Source organism: Chenggangzhangella methanolivorans, from assembly GCF_019797865.1.
GTDB classification, from domain to species: domain Bacteria; phylum Pseudomonadota; class Alphaproteobacteria; order Rhizobiales; family Methylopilaceae; genus Methylopila; species Methylopila methanolivorans.
The window spans coordinates 703,207-716,500 of the sequence record NZ_CP081869.1; the positions used below are offsets into that span (position 1 = coordinate 703,207).

The following is a 13,294-nucleotide window of genomic DNA, read 5'->3' on the forward strand; positions in this document are numbered from 1 at the left end:
CTGAGGCCCATGAGGACAATCGCCAGCTGGACGGCGTTCGCGGCGGCCACGACGCTCGTCTGGCTTGTGGGCGGGTTCAGCTATCTGTTCCTGAGCCGCCTCTATGACGGGCTTCAGATCCCGACCATGAAGCTGTTCGCGCTGTTCGTGATGTCGGCCGCGACGTCGCTCGCCGCCATCAGCTTCGCCTCCAAGCTCGACGAGCGCGACGACCCCGAGGCCGCCGACATGGCCGCCCGCCGCGCGCGGCCCGACGAACGCGGCGGGCGGTAGCCGGCCGGCCGCCGCCGTATCGGCGCGGCCTCAGCGGTAGCTCGTCACCCACACCTCGCCGCGCGCGCCGTCGCCGCCTTTGCCGGAGGCGAAACCGTTGCGCGCGGCCCCGCCGCCCCCGCCCGATCCGCCGGGCGCCGCGCCGTCGCCGCCCGCGCCGCCATGTCCTGCCGCGCTCGCCGCGCCCCCGCCGCCGGAATCGCCCGGCGCGAAATAGAGCGAGCCTGCGACACCCCCGCCGGCCGAGCCGCCCTGGCCCTCGGCCACGCCGCCGTTGGCGCGGCGGCTGGTGTTGGTGGCGAGCCGGTTCGATCCGCTGTCGCCGCCGCGGCTCCAGAGGTTGGCGGCCGAAAGGCCTCCGCCACCTCCTCCGCCGCCGCCGAGCTTGCCGACGCCCTCCCCGCCGGTGTTGCCGACGCCGGCGTTGCCGTTTCCGCCCGCAAGCGCGACCGGGAAGCCCGGCATGCAGCGATGTCCCGAGAGCGAGCCGGCGAGGCCTTGCGCCGCCGCCGCCGCCGCCGCCGTTCACGCCGCTGTTCTGGCGGGCGTTGTAGGCGCCGAAGCTCGAGACGCCGCCGGCCGCGCCGTCGAGGCCGTTGGCGTCGGCCGCGGTCTGCGACGCGCCCCCCGCGCCGCCCGCCCCGACCGTGACCGCGACCGTCGCCGGCAGCTCCGCGGCGAGGAACTCGTAGACGACGACCGGCGCGGGAGCCGCCCCGCCGCCGCCCGCCACGGCCGCGCCCGCGGCCCGCAGTCCGCCCGAACCGCCGCCGTTGCCGCCCGGGATCATCTCGGCGACGACGCGGCTCGCCCAGGCGGGCTTGGTCCAGGTTCCGCTCGCGGTAAACTTGTCGACGCGCGCCTGCGGGGTGGCGGGCGTCGACACGGCGCCGCTCGCCGGATCCACGCTGAGCGCGGTGATCCAGGCCGAGCCGTCGGCCGACACCTTGAGGCTGAAAGCGTCCGAGCCGACGAGCCCGAATTCGGCGCGTCCCGAATAGCCGCGCTGGAACAGGAAGCTCGCGACGTCGGCGGCCGCCGCCTTGTTGAGCTTCACCTGGACGCCAGCGCCCTCATGGGTGAAGAGCACCGCCTGCGAGGCGACCGCGAGGCGGTTGACCGCGTCCGCCGACGCGTTGATCCCGAGCTTCGTCAGGGCCTCGGTCGCCGCGAGGCCGCCGGCCCAACCGCCGTCTATGAAAGCGAGCAGCGCGCCTTCCGAGGCGACGTAAGCGAGCCAGCCGGGCTTGGGCTCGATGAAGGTCCAACCGCCGTCGAGATACGCCGCGATCCTTCCCGCCTGCCCCGCCCAGGCCCCCGCCGCGCCGGCGGCGACGATGTGGCGGTCGCCCTCTTCCGGGGCCTCGGGCGGCGCGGTCCGGTCGCGGTCGAGCGCGCCGAGCTGGACGATGGCGTCGAGCCGCCGGAACGCCTCGTTGACGGTCACGTGCTTCTGCGCCTGCGCCGGCGCGAGATAGCCGAGGCCGAGATGGGGGCTGTCGCTCATGGATCGGGCTTCCTGGGGTTCGTCAGAGGAGCAGCGTCGCGCGGGCGGGAAGTCCCGGCCCGACGGTCGCGGAGAGCTGGCGGACCGCGACCTCGATCACGGCCGGAAGCGCGCCGAAATCCGCCGTCTGCCGCGCGGCGGCGTAGAGCGCTGAAGGAGCCTCCGAGCCAAGCGTGCGAACCACGACCCCGGCCGAGAGGATCTCGACCTCATAGGCCTCGCGCTCTTCGGCGAGCCGCACCTCGCGGGCGTCGAAATCGTCGCCGCCGACGCGGGTGCGGCGGATCCAGGACAGCGTGACGTCTCCGGTCAGAGGATCGCGTCGCCCTGCAAGCCGCACGGGCGAAATCGGCCGCAGGCCGCGGGCGCCCATGCGCTCGACCCGCGCGGCGTAGGTCGCGTCGTCGCGCGGCCGGGAGGCAGGCCCGGCCCGCCAGACGAGATCGAGCCCGCGGCGATCCTCGCCGACGCCCGAGACGCCGATGCGGGCGTCGATCAGCACGAAGGCCGAGCCTTTCGGCGTGGGGTCGCCGACCGCGTCCTCCGTGCCGAACTGGCCGCGCAGCAGGCCCTCGAGCCGCCAGCGGCCGGGCGCGACGAGGCTCGCGGTCGTGAACTGCAGAACCTCCCAGACGCCGCCGGCTCCGCGCAGCGCAGCGAGGTTGGCGCCGTTCAGCACCGCCTTGCGGCTGCGGCTTTCGAGCGTTTGGTCAGGCGCGAGCTCGACGTCGAGCGCGTTCGTCAGGTCGAAACGGCCGGCGTCGTGGCGCGGCGCCGGCGCGGCGAGCCGGCCGATCGCCGCCGGGCGGCGCAGAATGGCGTCGAGCCCATAGGCGTCGCCGTCGTCGGAACGATAGACCGCGACCGCGCTCCAGGGCTTGGAGCCCGCGGCGAGCCGCGGGGCGTGCGGCGCCTCGCCGTCGATCAACGGCAGGTCGAGCGCTTCGAACAGCGGCTCGGTCGGGCGGCCCTTTCGGGGCGGGGGTCGGCGGACCGGCTCCTCGGGCGCGGCGTCGCGCACGTCCGGATCGGCGCGGACCGCGCGAACCGGCCGGACATGCTCCTCGCCGATCGAGTCGAGCCGGAACAGCGTCGTGCGGCCGGCCGCCGCAAAGGCCACGAGGTCGCCGGGCTCCAGCGCGAGCCGGCTCGGCGGCAGCGCGAAGGCGCCGGTCTCGCGCGCGACCGAGGCCTCGATCAGCAGCGCGTCGGCGAGCCCCTGCGCCTCGCCGGCCGTCAGCGCGAGCGCGAAGGCGGCTTCGGCGACCGCCCGGCCTTCGCCCGCGAGCCGCCGCGCCTCGACCGCGCCCTGCCGATAGTCCTGGTCGGGATCGACATGGCGCAGCTTCAGCGTCTCGGGGATCTCGGAAGCCTGCGCCCGGACGAGCCGGAAGGCCGGCCGCCCGCCGCCCGCCTCGGCGAGGTCGTCGGGGGTGAGCGTCGCGACCGGCGCGTCGGGTCGGTTCCAGATCGCGATCGCGCCGCCGCGGGCCGCGGCCTTGGCGCCGAACGCGTCGAGGAGCGGCTCGATCGCCTCGCGCGGGCTCATCACCCGGTCGATGGCGTAGCCGCGCACCAGCCCTTCGAGATCGTCGAGATCGAGCGGCGCGCCCAGGCCGCCGGCGAGGTCGCGGACGACGTCGCGAAGCGCCGCGAAGCCGAGACGCCCGGTGATCCAGTGGCCGAGCCGCCAGTTGGCCGCGTCCGTCCAGACGTCGGAACGCAGCGGAAAGGCCGAGGGCGGCCGCGCGTCCCAGGTCCACACGAAGACGCGGGCCGGATCGATCATCGGCTCGCCGGTGAGCGGGGAGACCGGGTTACGGCCGTTCTCCGGGCTCCAATGCCGGATGAGCGCCTCGAGCGCGGCGCGCTGGCCGAGATCGTCGCGCCGACCGGACGAGAAATGCGGCAGCGCGGATTCCGACGACTTGGCGTCGACGAAGACGTTCGGCTGGTTCGCGCCCTTGTCGATCGCCGGACAGCCGATCTCGCACAGCACGATCGGCTTCGAGGCCGGGACCCAGCCGGTCGGCGCGGCCGCGCGCGCGCCGCCGGGGCGGTCGTGATGAGGGTTCTCCCACCAGCTGCGGAAATCCTTCGAGCGAAACACCCAGTGCTCGCCATGGGCGGAGTCGAGGATCGGCGTGCGGATCTGGTCGCGGCGGTCGGAGGCGGCGTCGTAGAACCAGTCGAAGCCCTCCCCGCCCTCGATGTTGGCGTCGAGATAGTCTTGGTCGCGCGGACCCGAAAAGCCCGCGAGCGCGTCGAGATGTCCGTCGCCGTCGCGCCAGTCGGCGAGCGGGGCGTAGAAATCGACCCCGACGAAGTCGATGTCCGGGTCGGCCCAGAGCGGGTCGAGATGGAAATGAAGGTCGCCGGACCCGTCCGCCGGCCTGTGCGGCGGAAACTCGCTCCAGTCCGCCGCATAGCCGATGCGCGTCGCCGGCCCGAGGATCTCGCGCGCGTCGCCCGCGAGCCGCCGAAGCTCCCCGACCGCAGGATAGGAGCCGGGCCCGTCGCGCAGCCGCGTGATCTCGACGAGCTCGGTGCCGACCAGGAAGGCGTCGACCCCGCCGGCCTCGGCCGCGAGGCGCGCGCAGTGGAGCACGAAGCGGCGGTAGGAGAACTCGGCCGGCGGGCCGTTGTAGGTCACCGCCTTCAGATCCTCGCTCCAGCCGAAGTTTTCGGGCGTCACGGTCCCGAAGAAGCTCTCGACCGGGCCCGCGACCGCCGGCGTCCCGTCGGGCGAGCCGGGCCGCCCCGGCGCCGGATGGCAGGTGATGCGGCCGCGCCAGGGATAGGGCGGCTGCTCGGGCGCGCCATGGGGGTCCGGCAGGCCGTTGTCCGGAGGCACGTCCATCATCACAAAGGGCGTCAGCATCACCTTGAAGCCGCGCGCCTTGAGCTCCCGGATCGCCTGATGGACCGCCCGGTCCGCGGGCGCGCCGCCGATCGCCGGCGCCCCGCCGATGCGCGAGACCCGCTCGGCGTCGGCGCGCTTGATGGTCTCGACCCGCCACTCCCACGGCCGGGTCTGCTTCAGCAGCCCCTCGACCTTCGGGACGATGCGGCAGTGGCCGATCCTCAGATCCGTCCCGTGCCAGGCGACGATGAGCGAGACATGCCGAACGTTCGGCGCGACGGTCGCGAGCTCGTCGAGCGAGGAGGCGAGGTCCGACCGGCCGTCGGCCGTGTGGGCGTTCTCGGCCTCCCAGGTCCCGTATCCCGCCTGCCGCTCGATGACGTCGGTGGCGTAGGCGAATTCGGACGCGCCGGGGATCAGGGTCACGCCGGTCACAAGATCCTCGAGCGCCGGCCGGTCGGAGGCGGGACGGCGGATCACCTCGACGGTGATCTGAGGCACGCGGTTCCCGAAGCGCTCGAGCGGCAGCTCCTCGAAGACCAGATAAGCGAGCCCGCGATAGGCCGGCGCGTATTCGGCGCCCTCGACCGCCACGATCTTCGGATCGGGCTGCTGCCCCTCCGTCCCGCGATGGAGCCGCATCTCGAAGCCGTCGGTCTCCAGCGCCTCGCCGTCCGCCCAGATTCGGCCGATCCCGTCGATCGGTCCCTCGCAGAGGCCGACGGCGAAGCTCGCGAAATAGGAGTAGGTCGTCTGCTCGACGCTGCCGCCCTTGCCCTTGCTGCGCTCGACGTCCTTGTCCTCGCGGAGCTTGGAGGCCCAGACGACCTGGCCGCCGACGCGCATTCGTCCGTAAACGCGCAGCACCGGCGCGCCTTCGGTCGAGGTCGTGACCGACAGGTCCTGCAGCCGCGGGCCCGAGGCCTTCACGGTCGGCGACAGCAGCGCCTGGTCGATGGCCGAGCCCGCGAGCCCGCCGATCGCGCCGCCGATCGCCGCGCCCGACAACGTCGCGCCGAGGATCGAGACGCCGGCGGGCAGCAGGGCCCCGCCGATCGCCGCCCCTGCGGCGGTGAGCGCGAGTACGGCCATGAGAGAGGCCTTTCGGCTGGAAGACAAGGGGGTTCTCAGAAGCCCGGCAGGCGGAACCGCGCGACGAGGCGCCGGACCCAGACGTCCGGGATCGCGGTCTCGGCGACCGCATGGCCGTCATAGGCGTGGACCATGGCGCGTCGCCCGGTCGCGATCCCGCAATGCTTGGCGACCGTCCCGCGGAAGACCCGGAACAGCAGCACGTCGCCGGCCGCGATCTCGTCGCTTGCCGCCGGGACAAGCCAGCGCGTCGCCGCGGCGAGCACGAGCTCGCCCGCGCCGTCCTCGGCCCAGCTGCGCGCATAGGGCGGCGGCGGCTCGGGCTCGGGCCCGATCAGCTCGCGCCACACCCCGCGCACGACGCCGAGGCAATCCGCGCCTGCGCCCTTCAGGCTCGCCTGATGGCGGTAGGGCGTGCCGATCCACTCGCGCGCCGCCGCCGCCACGGCGGCCGAGCGGGGATCGAGCGGCGGTCGATCCTCACACAAGGCGGCCGCCGTCGAGATCGTCGCCCTGATGGGCCTGGCGGGTGAGCCAGTCGTTGCCGGGCATCTGCGGAAATCCTCGAAAGTTGAGGATGTTGTCGAAGCGCGTTCGACAGGTTTCGAAAGACTTATCGCAACCCGCCGTCACCATGAAGCCGTCGCCTTCGGCGATCGGCGCCGGCGGCGCCTCGGCGAGCTCCAGAAAGCCGTCCGCGTGCCGCCGCGCCTCGGCGGCGGCGCCTTGATTGGCGCCGCTGGTCCAGATGAGCCGGCCGCGTTCGAACGCACGTCCGCGCCCGTCGAGCGCGTCCGCCGTCAGCCCGCGGACGCCGATGACCGCCGTCACGACGCCTTCGGCCCGATGCTCGGCGAGCGTCAGATCCGCCTTGCAGCGGGCGTCGCCCAGCGCCGCGTCGCAGGCGCGCTGGTAGAGCCGGCCGCGCGGCTGGTTGAGCGCATGCGCGAGGCTCCGAAGCTCCGCCGTGAACCCCCGCCCCTCGCGCGCGACTTCGCCGAGCGCGCCGGAGAACAACGTCACGCGGTTTTCGACGTCCTCCCAGTCGACGAGCGTCAGCTCGACGCGCGCCCCGTCATAGGCGCCGCGGGCGAGATCGGCGTCGGTGAGCCCGGCGTCGTCGAGCGCGCCCACGACCTCGAGCCCGTCGACGCCGAGGCCGAGCGAGGCTTCGCGCCGCCGAGGCCGCGACGAGCCGGTCGCGAAGGAGCGCGCGCCGTCGGCCGAGCGTCCCGAGCGTCGCCGTGGCGCGCCGCGGGGTGGGCGCCCCGGCGACGCGGCGAGCCGCCAGCAGCGCGCGAGCGTGGAGACGCCCGAGGCGAGCGCCCCGGCGAGCGCTTCGGGGATGTGGCGCATGGGGGTCCTTCAGGCGAGCCGGATCTCGATCAGCGGCACCGAGGGCGCGGAGCCCGCGCCGAAAGCCGCGAGGTCGACCTCGAGCCGATCGGCGTCGAAGCGCACCGGCGTGTCGAACTCGAAGCCCGCCGAGACCGGCGCTCCGTCCGCCGGGGCCGCGTCGAGCACGACCTCGCCGCTCGAGAGATCGAGCGCGAACGCCGTGGTTTCGACGCCCCCGACCGCGACCCTCGCGGTGCCGGCCACCGGCTTGCGGATCGGCCGGCGATAGGGGTCGAACGCTCCGCCATAGGTTTTGCGCAGCGCGAAGCGCCGGGTCTCGCCGTCGCCTGCCCCGAGCAGCTGGTCGGCGGGCTCCACGCCGACGCCCGGAAGCGCCGAGGAATGGTCGAGCGGATCCCTGAAGCGGAAGCCGACGAGCCGCCCGCGCCGCTCCTCGAAGAAGGCGACGACCTGCTGGAGCTGGGCGAGCGTGCGCACGCCGAGCCCCGCGTCCCAGCGCCGTCGCGAATGGGCCCAGAGCGCGTTGCGCTCCTCGAACCCTGAGCCGAGCGTCGCGATCTCGGTGCGCCGCTCGGGCCCGCCGCGCGCCCCGCGCGCGATGTCGGTCGGAAAGCGCACGTCGTGAAAGGGGCTCACCTGCGGCCCTCCCTGATCAAAGCCCGCGCCGGCCCCGCGCCACCGCCCGGGCGAGCGCGGCCGAGACCTGGACTTCCGAGCGCCGGAAGCTTTCGGCGTCCGGCGTCGAGATGTTGACGGTGATCGCGCCATGGCCGGCCTGCGGCGCCGACTGAGGCGCAGGCGCCGCGACGGCTGCGGGCGAAGCGGAGGCGAGCGCGGTCGAGACGCCCTGCGGCGCGGCGAGGCCTGCGGCGCCGAAAGGCGAGGCGCCGCCGAACAGGCCGCGGGTCAGCCCGGAGAAGATCGAGCCGAACGCGGTCTCGACCGGCTTCAGGGCCGCCGACAGCGCGATCGAGGACAGCCGCGCGCTGAGCCCCCGCAGCACCTCCGAGAGCGAGGAGCCCTGCACGACGCCGGCCTCCAGCGCGTCGCCGAGCGCCGAGCCGAAGCGGCGGGAGAGGCGTTCGGCCTCCGTCAGTTCGCGTCGAAGCGCCGAGGCCTCGACCTCGATCGTCACGGCGATCGCTTCGCCCTCAGCCATGTCGTGTCTCCGCGTCGGGGAACGTCGTCATCAGGCGCTCAAGCTCGCCGCGGCGAAGCGGGGCGACGGCGCCGGCCGCGCCGGCGAGCCCTCGCGCCGCCGCCGCGATCTCTGCCGGGGTCGCGCGCCAGAAGTCGCGCGGCGCGAGCTTCAGCACGCCGAGTCCGACGGCGCTCAGCTCGTCCCAGGGAAAGGGTTTTGGCCCGCCGGGCCGCCCTCCCCGGCCCCGAAGGTCGCGCGCAGCAGGTCGGCGACCGCGCGAACGAAACCGGCCGCGCCCTCCTCGTGCGACAGGCGCGCGACGTCGGCGTCGGAAAGATCGGCGCCGCCGCCCCGCAGCCCCGCGCCCAAGATCGTCGTGACGTCGCGCGCCGAGAGACGCCCCGTCTCGAAGCGTTCCGCGAGCGCGGTGAGGTCGGCGACCGCGAAGGCGTGTTCGAGTTCGGCGAGCGCGCCGAGGGTGAGCGCGAGCCGGCAGGGCCTGCCGTCGAACACGGCCTCGACCTCGCCGCGGCGGCGATTGGCTGGCATTGGAAGCTCCTCGAAGTCGGGCGTCATAGCGCCGAGAAGGCGAGTTCGCCCGCGCTTTCGAGCGAGAGGTCGTAGGTGACTTCGCCCGCGTGCTCGCCGCGGAACTCGAGCCCGACGACCTGGAACGGCCCCTGGATCCGTCCGAAATCCGGGATCACGATCTGGAACTCGGCGACGTCGCCGGAGAACACGAGCCCGCGCACCAGCGCGTCCGACGGGCCGTCGCGGAAGACGCCCGCGCCGACGACGCTCGCCCGTTTCACGCCGGCCCCGGCCAGAAGCTCGCGCCAGCGGCCGGCGCTTTCGGAATGGGTGACGTCGACGGTCTCGGAATTGAAGGCGAGCCGGCGCGAGCGCAGCCCCGCGACGGTCGCGAAGCCCGCCCCGTCGGCGACCTTCACGAGCAGGTCCTTGCCTTTCTGGATGGCCATGAGGGATCTCCGATGGCGTGGGGTCGATGGGTCAGGCGAGCTCGGTGACGGCCCGGAACGTCAGCGTCGCGCGGCGAAGGCCCGCCTCCGCGACGCGGTCGGCCTCCGTCGCGCGCCAGGCGAGGCCGGCGAGCCGCGCGCCGTCGAGCGAAAGATCGGCGTCGTCGAGCAGCCGCACGACGCGGTCGGCGATCCTGAGCGCCTCCGAGAGCCCGCCCTCGCGCGACCAGACTTCGAGCGTCAGCGCATGCTCCTCGGCGGGCGCGCCGTCGCCGGACGCGTCCTGGCTCTCGCAGCGGCCGAGCGCGACGTAGGGCGGCAGGCTTCCCCGCGGCGGCTCGTCATAGATCCGCGGGCCGCCGGTGAGCGCCGAAAGCGCGGCGTCGCCCGCAAGGCGCCCGCGGACCGCGGCCCGCAGGGAAAGCGCGGCCGAACTCATGCGCCGGTCTCCTCGCAGAGCAGCTCCTCGAAACGCCCGTCTGCGTCGAGCGGGCGGGACCGAGAGCACGTCGAACACATGGCCGCGCCAGGCGACGCGGTGGCCGCCGGTGAGGTCGCCCCGCCCGCGGATCGTCGCGCGCCACAGGCGGTTGAGCCCGAGCGCGCGGCCGGCCGCCGCCTCCTCGGCCGAGAGCGGCTCAAGGCTCGCCGCGACGGTCGCGAGCGGCGCGAAGCCGCGCGTCACGCCGCCGGCGCCGTCGTCGGCGTCGGCCGGGCGCTCGATCGAGATCCTGCGGCGCAGGAGCCCGGGGGTCGCCGCCGCGCTCACAGCCGCATGTCCCGGTAGGGCTCGACGAGCCCGCAGACGTCGGCCGGCGGCCCGTCGCGGCCCGATCGCCGCTCGAAGCCTTCCGCGGTCAGCCGGCGCACCGCAAGCCGCAGCGACTCCGGCGCCTGGTCGGGCTCGCCATAGCCGACCGCGAGATCGATCTCGACCCGCGCGCCCGGCGGAACGGAGGCCGCGAAGGTCAGCCGCTCGCCCGCCCAGTCGAAGCGCCAGAGCGCCTCGTCCAGAACCTCGAGCGCGCCGCCCGGACGGCGGATCCGCACCTCCTCGACCTCGCGCACCGGGCGCGGCTTCAGCAGCACGGGCGCGCCGTCGGCCGGAACCGCGATGTCGAGCCGCCAGCGCTGGGCGACGAGCACCCGGCGGGTGAGGCGCTCGACCTGGTCGCGCGCCGCGGCGATGAGATCGCCAACGAGCGCGTCCTCGGCGTCGTGGTCGAGGCGCAGGAAAGCCTTGGCGTCCGACAGGCCGATCGGTTCGGCCGCGGGCGCGCTCAAAAGCACGGCGGGCATGAGATCCTCATGACTTTTGATGATGACGAAGCGCCTGCGCGGTATTCGACTACATGGCGCGCAAATAAACCCGACAGGCCGAAGCCGATCGATTGTCTTGCACAATACAGAGTGGTAATGTTTGCGAGCATGTCGACGCCGAATGCTTTGGCGTTCGGCGATACGACTTGTCAGCACTTGATAACGTCACCACGGGATCGTTCGGGGAGCGCCTCATGATCCGCATTTCCGGTCGGCGCGCAGCGCTCGCTGCAGCGCTCCTTGCGCTTTTCGGCTCCGCCGCCGCGGCGGCCGACTTCAAGATCACCGCGCCGCTCAAGGGGCTTTGCCGGCCCGATCTGCCGCCCGATCCCTGCACGCCCTTCAATCTCTTCGGGCCGCCTGCGATCTCCGGCGATTTCGTCGTCTGGACCAATCGCGCAGGCCCGCAGGACGGGATCTGGAGCTACCAGATCTCGACCAAGAAGATCCGCAAGCTCGCGGGCTTCGAGACCAAGGCGCCGGCCGGCAAGGGCAAGTTTACGGCCTTCGGCAATACGGGCTCGGAATATCCGACGCTGATCGGCGGCGAGACGGTGGTGTTCTTCGCCCGCGACGCCGACAACACGAACGGCCTCTACACCGCGAACGTGCGCGGCGGCGTGCGGCTGATCGCGAACGGCAAGACGCCGATCCCGAAGGCCGGCGGGCTCGTGTTCCAGGACATCCGCTGGGCCTCGACCAACGGCAAGACGGTTGCGTTCTTCGGCGTCGACCCGAACGGGGCGACCGGCGTCTTCAGGGCCAAGATCGACGGCTCGAGCCTGAAGACCGTGATCTATTCGGCCGAGACCGAGCTCGACGCCCGCTCGCCCTCAGGGCCGGTCCCGGGCTATTTCGGCTACTTCTCGCGCCCGCTCGTGGCGAAGAAGAGCCTTCAGTTCTACGCCAGCGGACTGTTCGATCCGGTGAGCGGGGCGAACGCCTATTTTCAGGCGGGCGACGGCTTCACGGACCTCATCGACAACATGACGCGGCTGCAGGGCGGCTCGAGCGGCGTTCACGTGCGCAACTCCGCGGCCTCGGCCTCGGACACGTCGAGCGAGATCGCCGTCCTGTCGGACCAGCCGGCCGACGGCTATTCGGGCATCTTCAAGCCCAGGACGCTCGACGAGGCCCTGGCCTTCGTCACGACGAAGACCAAGGTTCCGGGCGCCGCCACGACGTTCCACACCTTCGTGGGCAACGGCTATGGCCCGGGCTTCGGCGTCGACGCGAGCGGCCTCGCCTTCACCGCGTTCTATGTCGACGGAAACGGCAACCACCAGGACGTGTTCTTCGTGGCCAAGCCCGGCGGCAAGGTTCTGCGCGTCGCGCGCGGCGGGGCCGACTACTACCTGCCCTATGTCGGCGACCGCTCGGTGAGCGGCGGCGTGATCGCCTTCACCGAGGGCTACAACGCCGTCGACACCTTCTACATCGCGACGCCGAAGTAGAACGCGACGCGCCGCCGTCTCCGTCCCTCCCCCGCGTGCGGGAGAGGGTGGGGATCGATCCTGCGGCGCGTCCCTTTCCGACGCCTCAGCTCGCCGCGAAGCGCAGCGTCTTGATGGCGTCGAAGTCCTGCACGCCGCCGCCCACGCGCTTGGTCGTGTAGAACAGCACATAGGGCTTGGCGGTGTAGGGATCGCGCAGGATCCGCACCCCGATCCGGTCCACCACCAGATAGCCGCGGCGGAAGTCGCCGAACGCGATCGCATGGGCGTCGGCCGCGACGTCCGGCATCGCCTCGGCCTCGACCACGGGGAAGCCCAGCAGGCTCGCGGCCCCTGCCCCGGCCGGCGGCCCAGAGATAGCGGCCGTCGACGTCCTTCAGTTTTCGCACGGCGGCCTGCGTGCGGCGGTTCATCACGAAGCTCGCGTTGCGGCGATAGCCGGCGCGCAGCGCATAGACGAGGTCGAGCAACGCGTCGGCCGGCTCGTCAGCGTCGAAGGCTCCTGCGGCGCCGCTCGCCACATAGCCGATATTGCCCCAGGACCAGCTGCCGTTCGCGACCTTCGGCGGCGTGAGAAACCCCTGCGGCCGGGTGATCCCGTCGCCGGTGACGAAGGCGACGCTCTCCTGCTCGGCGAAGGCGGTCTCGACCTCCTGCGCGATCCACTGGTCGAGGTCGACCGCGGCGTCGTCGAGCAGCGTCTGGGTCGCGGCCGGCATGGCGTAGAGCTCCATGGCCGGGAAGGTCAGCTCGTCGAGCACGGGCGTCGCCGACTGCGCGCGGGCCGCGGTCTCGGCCGCCCAGCCGGAGGCGAAGCCTTCCGTCGCGAAGGGCTTTCGATAGACCGAAGCCGTCACCGCCTGGACGCTCGCGATCGCACGGATCGGCGAGACTTCGGCAAGCCGCCGGCCGATCTCGCGCTCCGTGGCGTCGGGCGCGAGATAGCCGCCCTGCGCGTCGGTTCCGGCGACGAGCGCCTTGGATTCCAGCCCCTTCAGCGAGGCGACCTCGCCGCGCCGCACATAGGCGTCGAACGCGGACCTGTGCTCGGCGCGGCCGCTGTCGCGCGCAACGCCGGTCTCGAGCGGCGGCCGGCGGCTCTTCAGCGACAGCTGGTCGAGCGCGCGCTGCTGCCGGTCGAGCGCGTCGTCGAGGCGGGCGAGCTTCTCGCTCGTCACCACGTCGGGCGAGAGCCGCTGCTCGATCTCGGCGAGGCGCTCGTCATTGGTCTCCTTGAAGGCCTCGAAGGCGCGCATGAAGTCGTCGAAGGCGGTCACCACCTCGAGCGACGACGCGCGCCCTCGG

The 13,294-nt window shown here is 73.2% G+C and carries 13 protein-coding genes and 1 pseudogene; 2 read left to right on the top strand and 12 right to left on the bottom strand.

The features are described 5' to 3' along the window. The first annotated feature begins 9 nt into the window (after window positions 1-9). Window positions 10-273, top strand: a complete 264-nt coding sequence (locus K6K41_RS03715; protein ID WP_261403954.1) for a hypothetical protein — start codon at window positions 10-12, stop codon at window positions 271-273. On the opposite strand, the gene K6K41_RS03720 is transcribed toward K6K41_RS03715, so the two are convergent. Genes K6K41_RS03720 through K6K41_RS03770 form a run of 11 tightly spaced genes read right to left on the bottom strand, consistent with a single transcriptional unit; the run spans window position 179 to window position 10,514 of the window. Continuing rightward, window positions 179-1,780 carry a DUF2793 domain-containing protein gene (locus K6K41_RS03720; protein ID WP_261403955.1) on the bottom strand — a complete coding sequence of 534 codons (1,602 nt, stop codon included), beginning with the start codon at window positions 1,778-1,780 and terminating at the stop codon, window positions 179-181. The genes K6K41_RS03715 and K6K41_RS03720 overlap by 95 nt on opposite strands. A gap of 22 nt (window positions 1,781-1,802) precedes the next feature. Then, complete coding sequence (locus K6K41_RS03725) at window positions 1,803-5,735, bottom strand: baseplate multidomain protein megatron (protein ID WP_261403956.1); 3,933 nt, start codon at window positions 5,733-5,735, stop codon at window positions 1,803-1,805. 35 nt (window positions 5,736-5,770) lie between these two features. After that, window positions 5,771-6,223 carry an NlpC/P60 family protein gene (locus K6K41_RS03730; protein ID WP_261403957.1) on the bottom strand — a complete coding sequence of 151 codons (453 nt, stop codon included), beginning with the start codon at window positions 6,221-6,223 and terminating at the stop codon, window positions 5,771-5,773. Beyond that, window positions 6,216-7,091, bottom strand: coding sequence for a DUF2163 domain-containing protein (locus K6K41_RS03735; protein WP_261403958.1), 876 nt, complete (start codon window positions 7,089-7,091; stop codon window positions 6,216-6,218). The genes K6K41_RS03730 and K6K41_RS03735 overlap by 8 nt, the downstream gene beginning before the upstream one ends. 9 nt (window positions 7,092-7,100) lie before the next feature. Beyond that, complete coding sequence (locus K6K41_RS03740) at window positions 7,101-7,730, bottom strand: DUF2460 domain-containing protein (RefSeq protein WP_261403959.1); 630 nt, start codon at window positions 7,728-7,730, stop codon at window positions 7,101-7,103. Window positions 7,731-7,746: 16 nt separating this feature from the next. Further along, window positions 7,747-8,253, bottom strand: coding sequence for a phage tail tape measure family protein (locus K6K41_RS03745; protein ID WP_261403960.1), 507 nt, complete (start codon window positions 8,251-8,253; stop codon window positions 7,747-7,749). Next, the gene (locus K6K41_RS03750; RefSeq protein WP_315855136.1) at window positions 8,246-8,410 is read right to left on the bottom strand and encodes a phage tail assembly chaperone; all 165 of its coding nucleotides are present in this window, start codon (window positions 8,408-8,410) and stop codon (window positions 8,246-8,248) included. The genes K6K41_RS03745 and K6K41_RS03750 overlap by 8 nt, the downstream gene beginning before the upstream one ends. Before the next feature lie 17 nt (window positions 8,411-8,427). Beyond that, window positions 8,428-8,784 (bottom strand): gene transfer agent family protein, encoded by a 357-nt coding sequence (locus tag K6K41_RS03755; protein ID WP_261403961.1) that lies wholly within the window; start codon window positions 8,782-8,784, stop codon window positions 8,428-8,430. 23 nt (window positions 8,785-8,807) lie between these two features. Next, a complete protein-coding gene (locus K6K41_RS03760) occupies window positions 8,808-9,215 on the bottom strand; it encodes a phage major tail protein, TP901-1 family (protein ID WP_261403962.1) in 408 nt (135 codons plus the stop codon). 31 nt (window positions 9,216-9,246) lie between these two features. After that, on the bottom strand, window positions 9,247-9,984 hold the full coding sequence (gene gp17, locus K6K41_RS03765) for a tail completion protein gp17 (protein WP_261403963.1): 738 nt from the start codon (window positions 9,982-9,984) through the stop codon (window positions 9,247-9,249). After that, a complete protein-coding gene (locus tag K6K41_RS03770; protein ID WP_261403964.1) occupies window positions 9,981-10,514 on the bottom strand; it encodes a head-tail connector protein in 534 nt (177 codons plus the stop codon). Before K6K41_RS03770 ends, gp17 begins: the two co-directional genes overlap by 4 nt. Window positions 10,515-10,729: 215 nt before the next feature. Between K6K41_RS03770 and K6K41_RS03775 the strand changes: the two genes are divergently transcribed. Continuing rightward, on the top strand, window positions 10,730-11,989 hold the full coding sequence (locus K6K41_RS03775) for a hypothetical protein (RefSeq protein WP_261403965.1): 1,260 nt from the start codon (window positions 10,730-10,732) through the stop codon (window positions 11,987-11,989). An 85-nt stretch (window positions 11,990-12,074) separates the two neighbouring features. On the opposite strand, the pseudogene K6K41_RS03780 reads toward K6K41_RS03775, so the two are convergent. Then, a pseudogene (locus tag K6K41_RS03780) lies at window positions 12,075-13,269 on the bottom strand (phage major capsid protein). Between the last annotated feature and the right edge of the window lie 25 nt (window positions 13,270-13,294).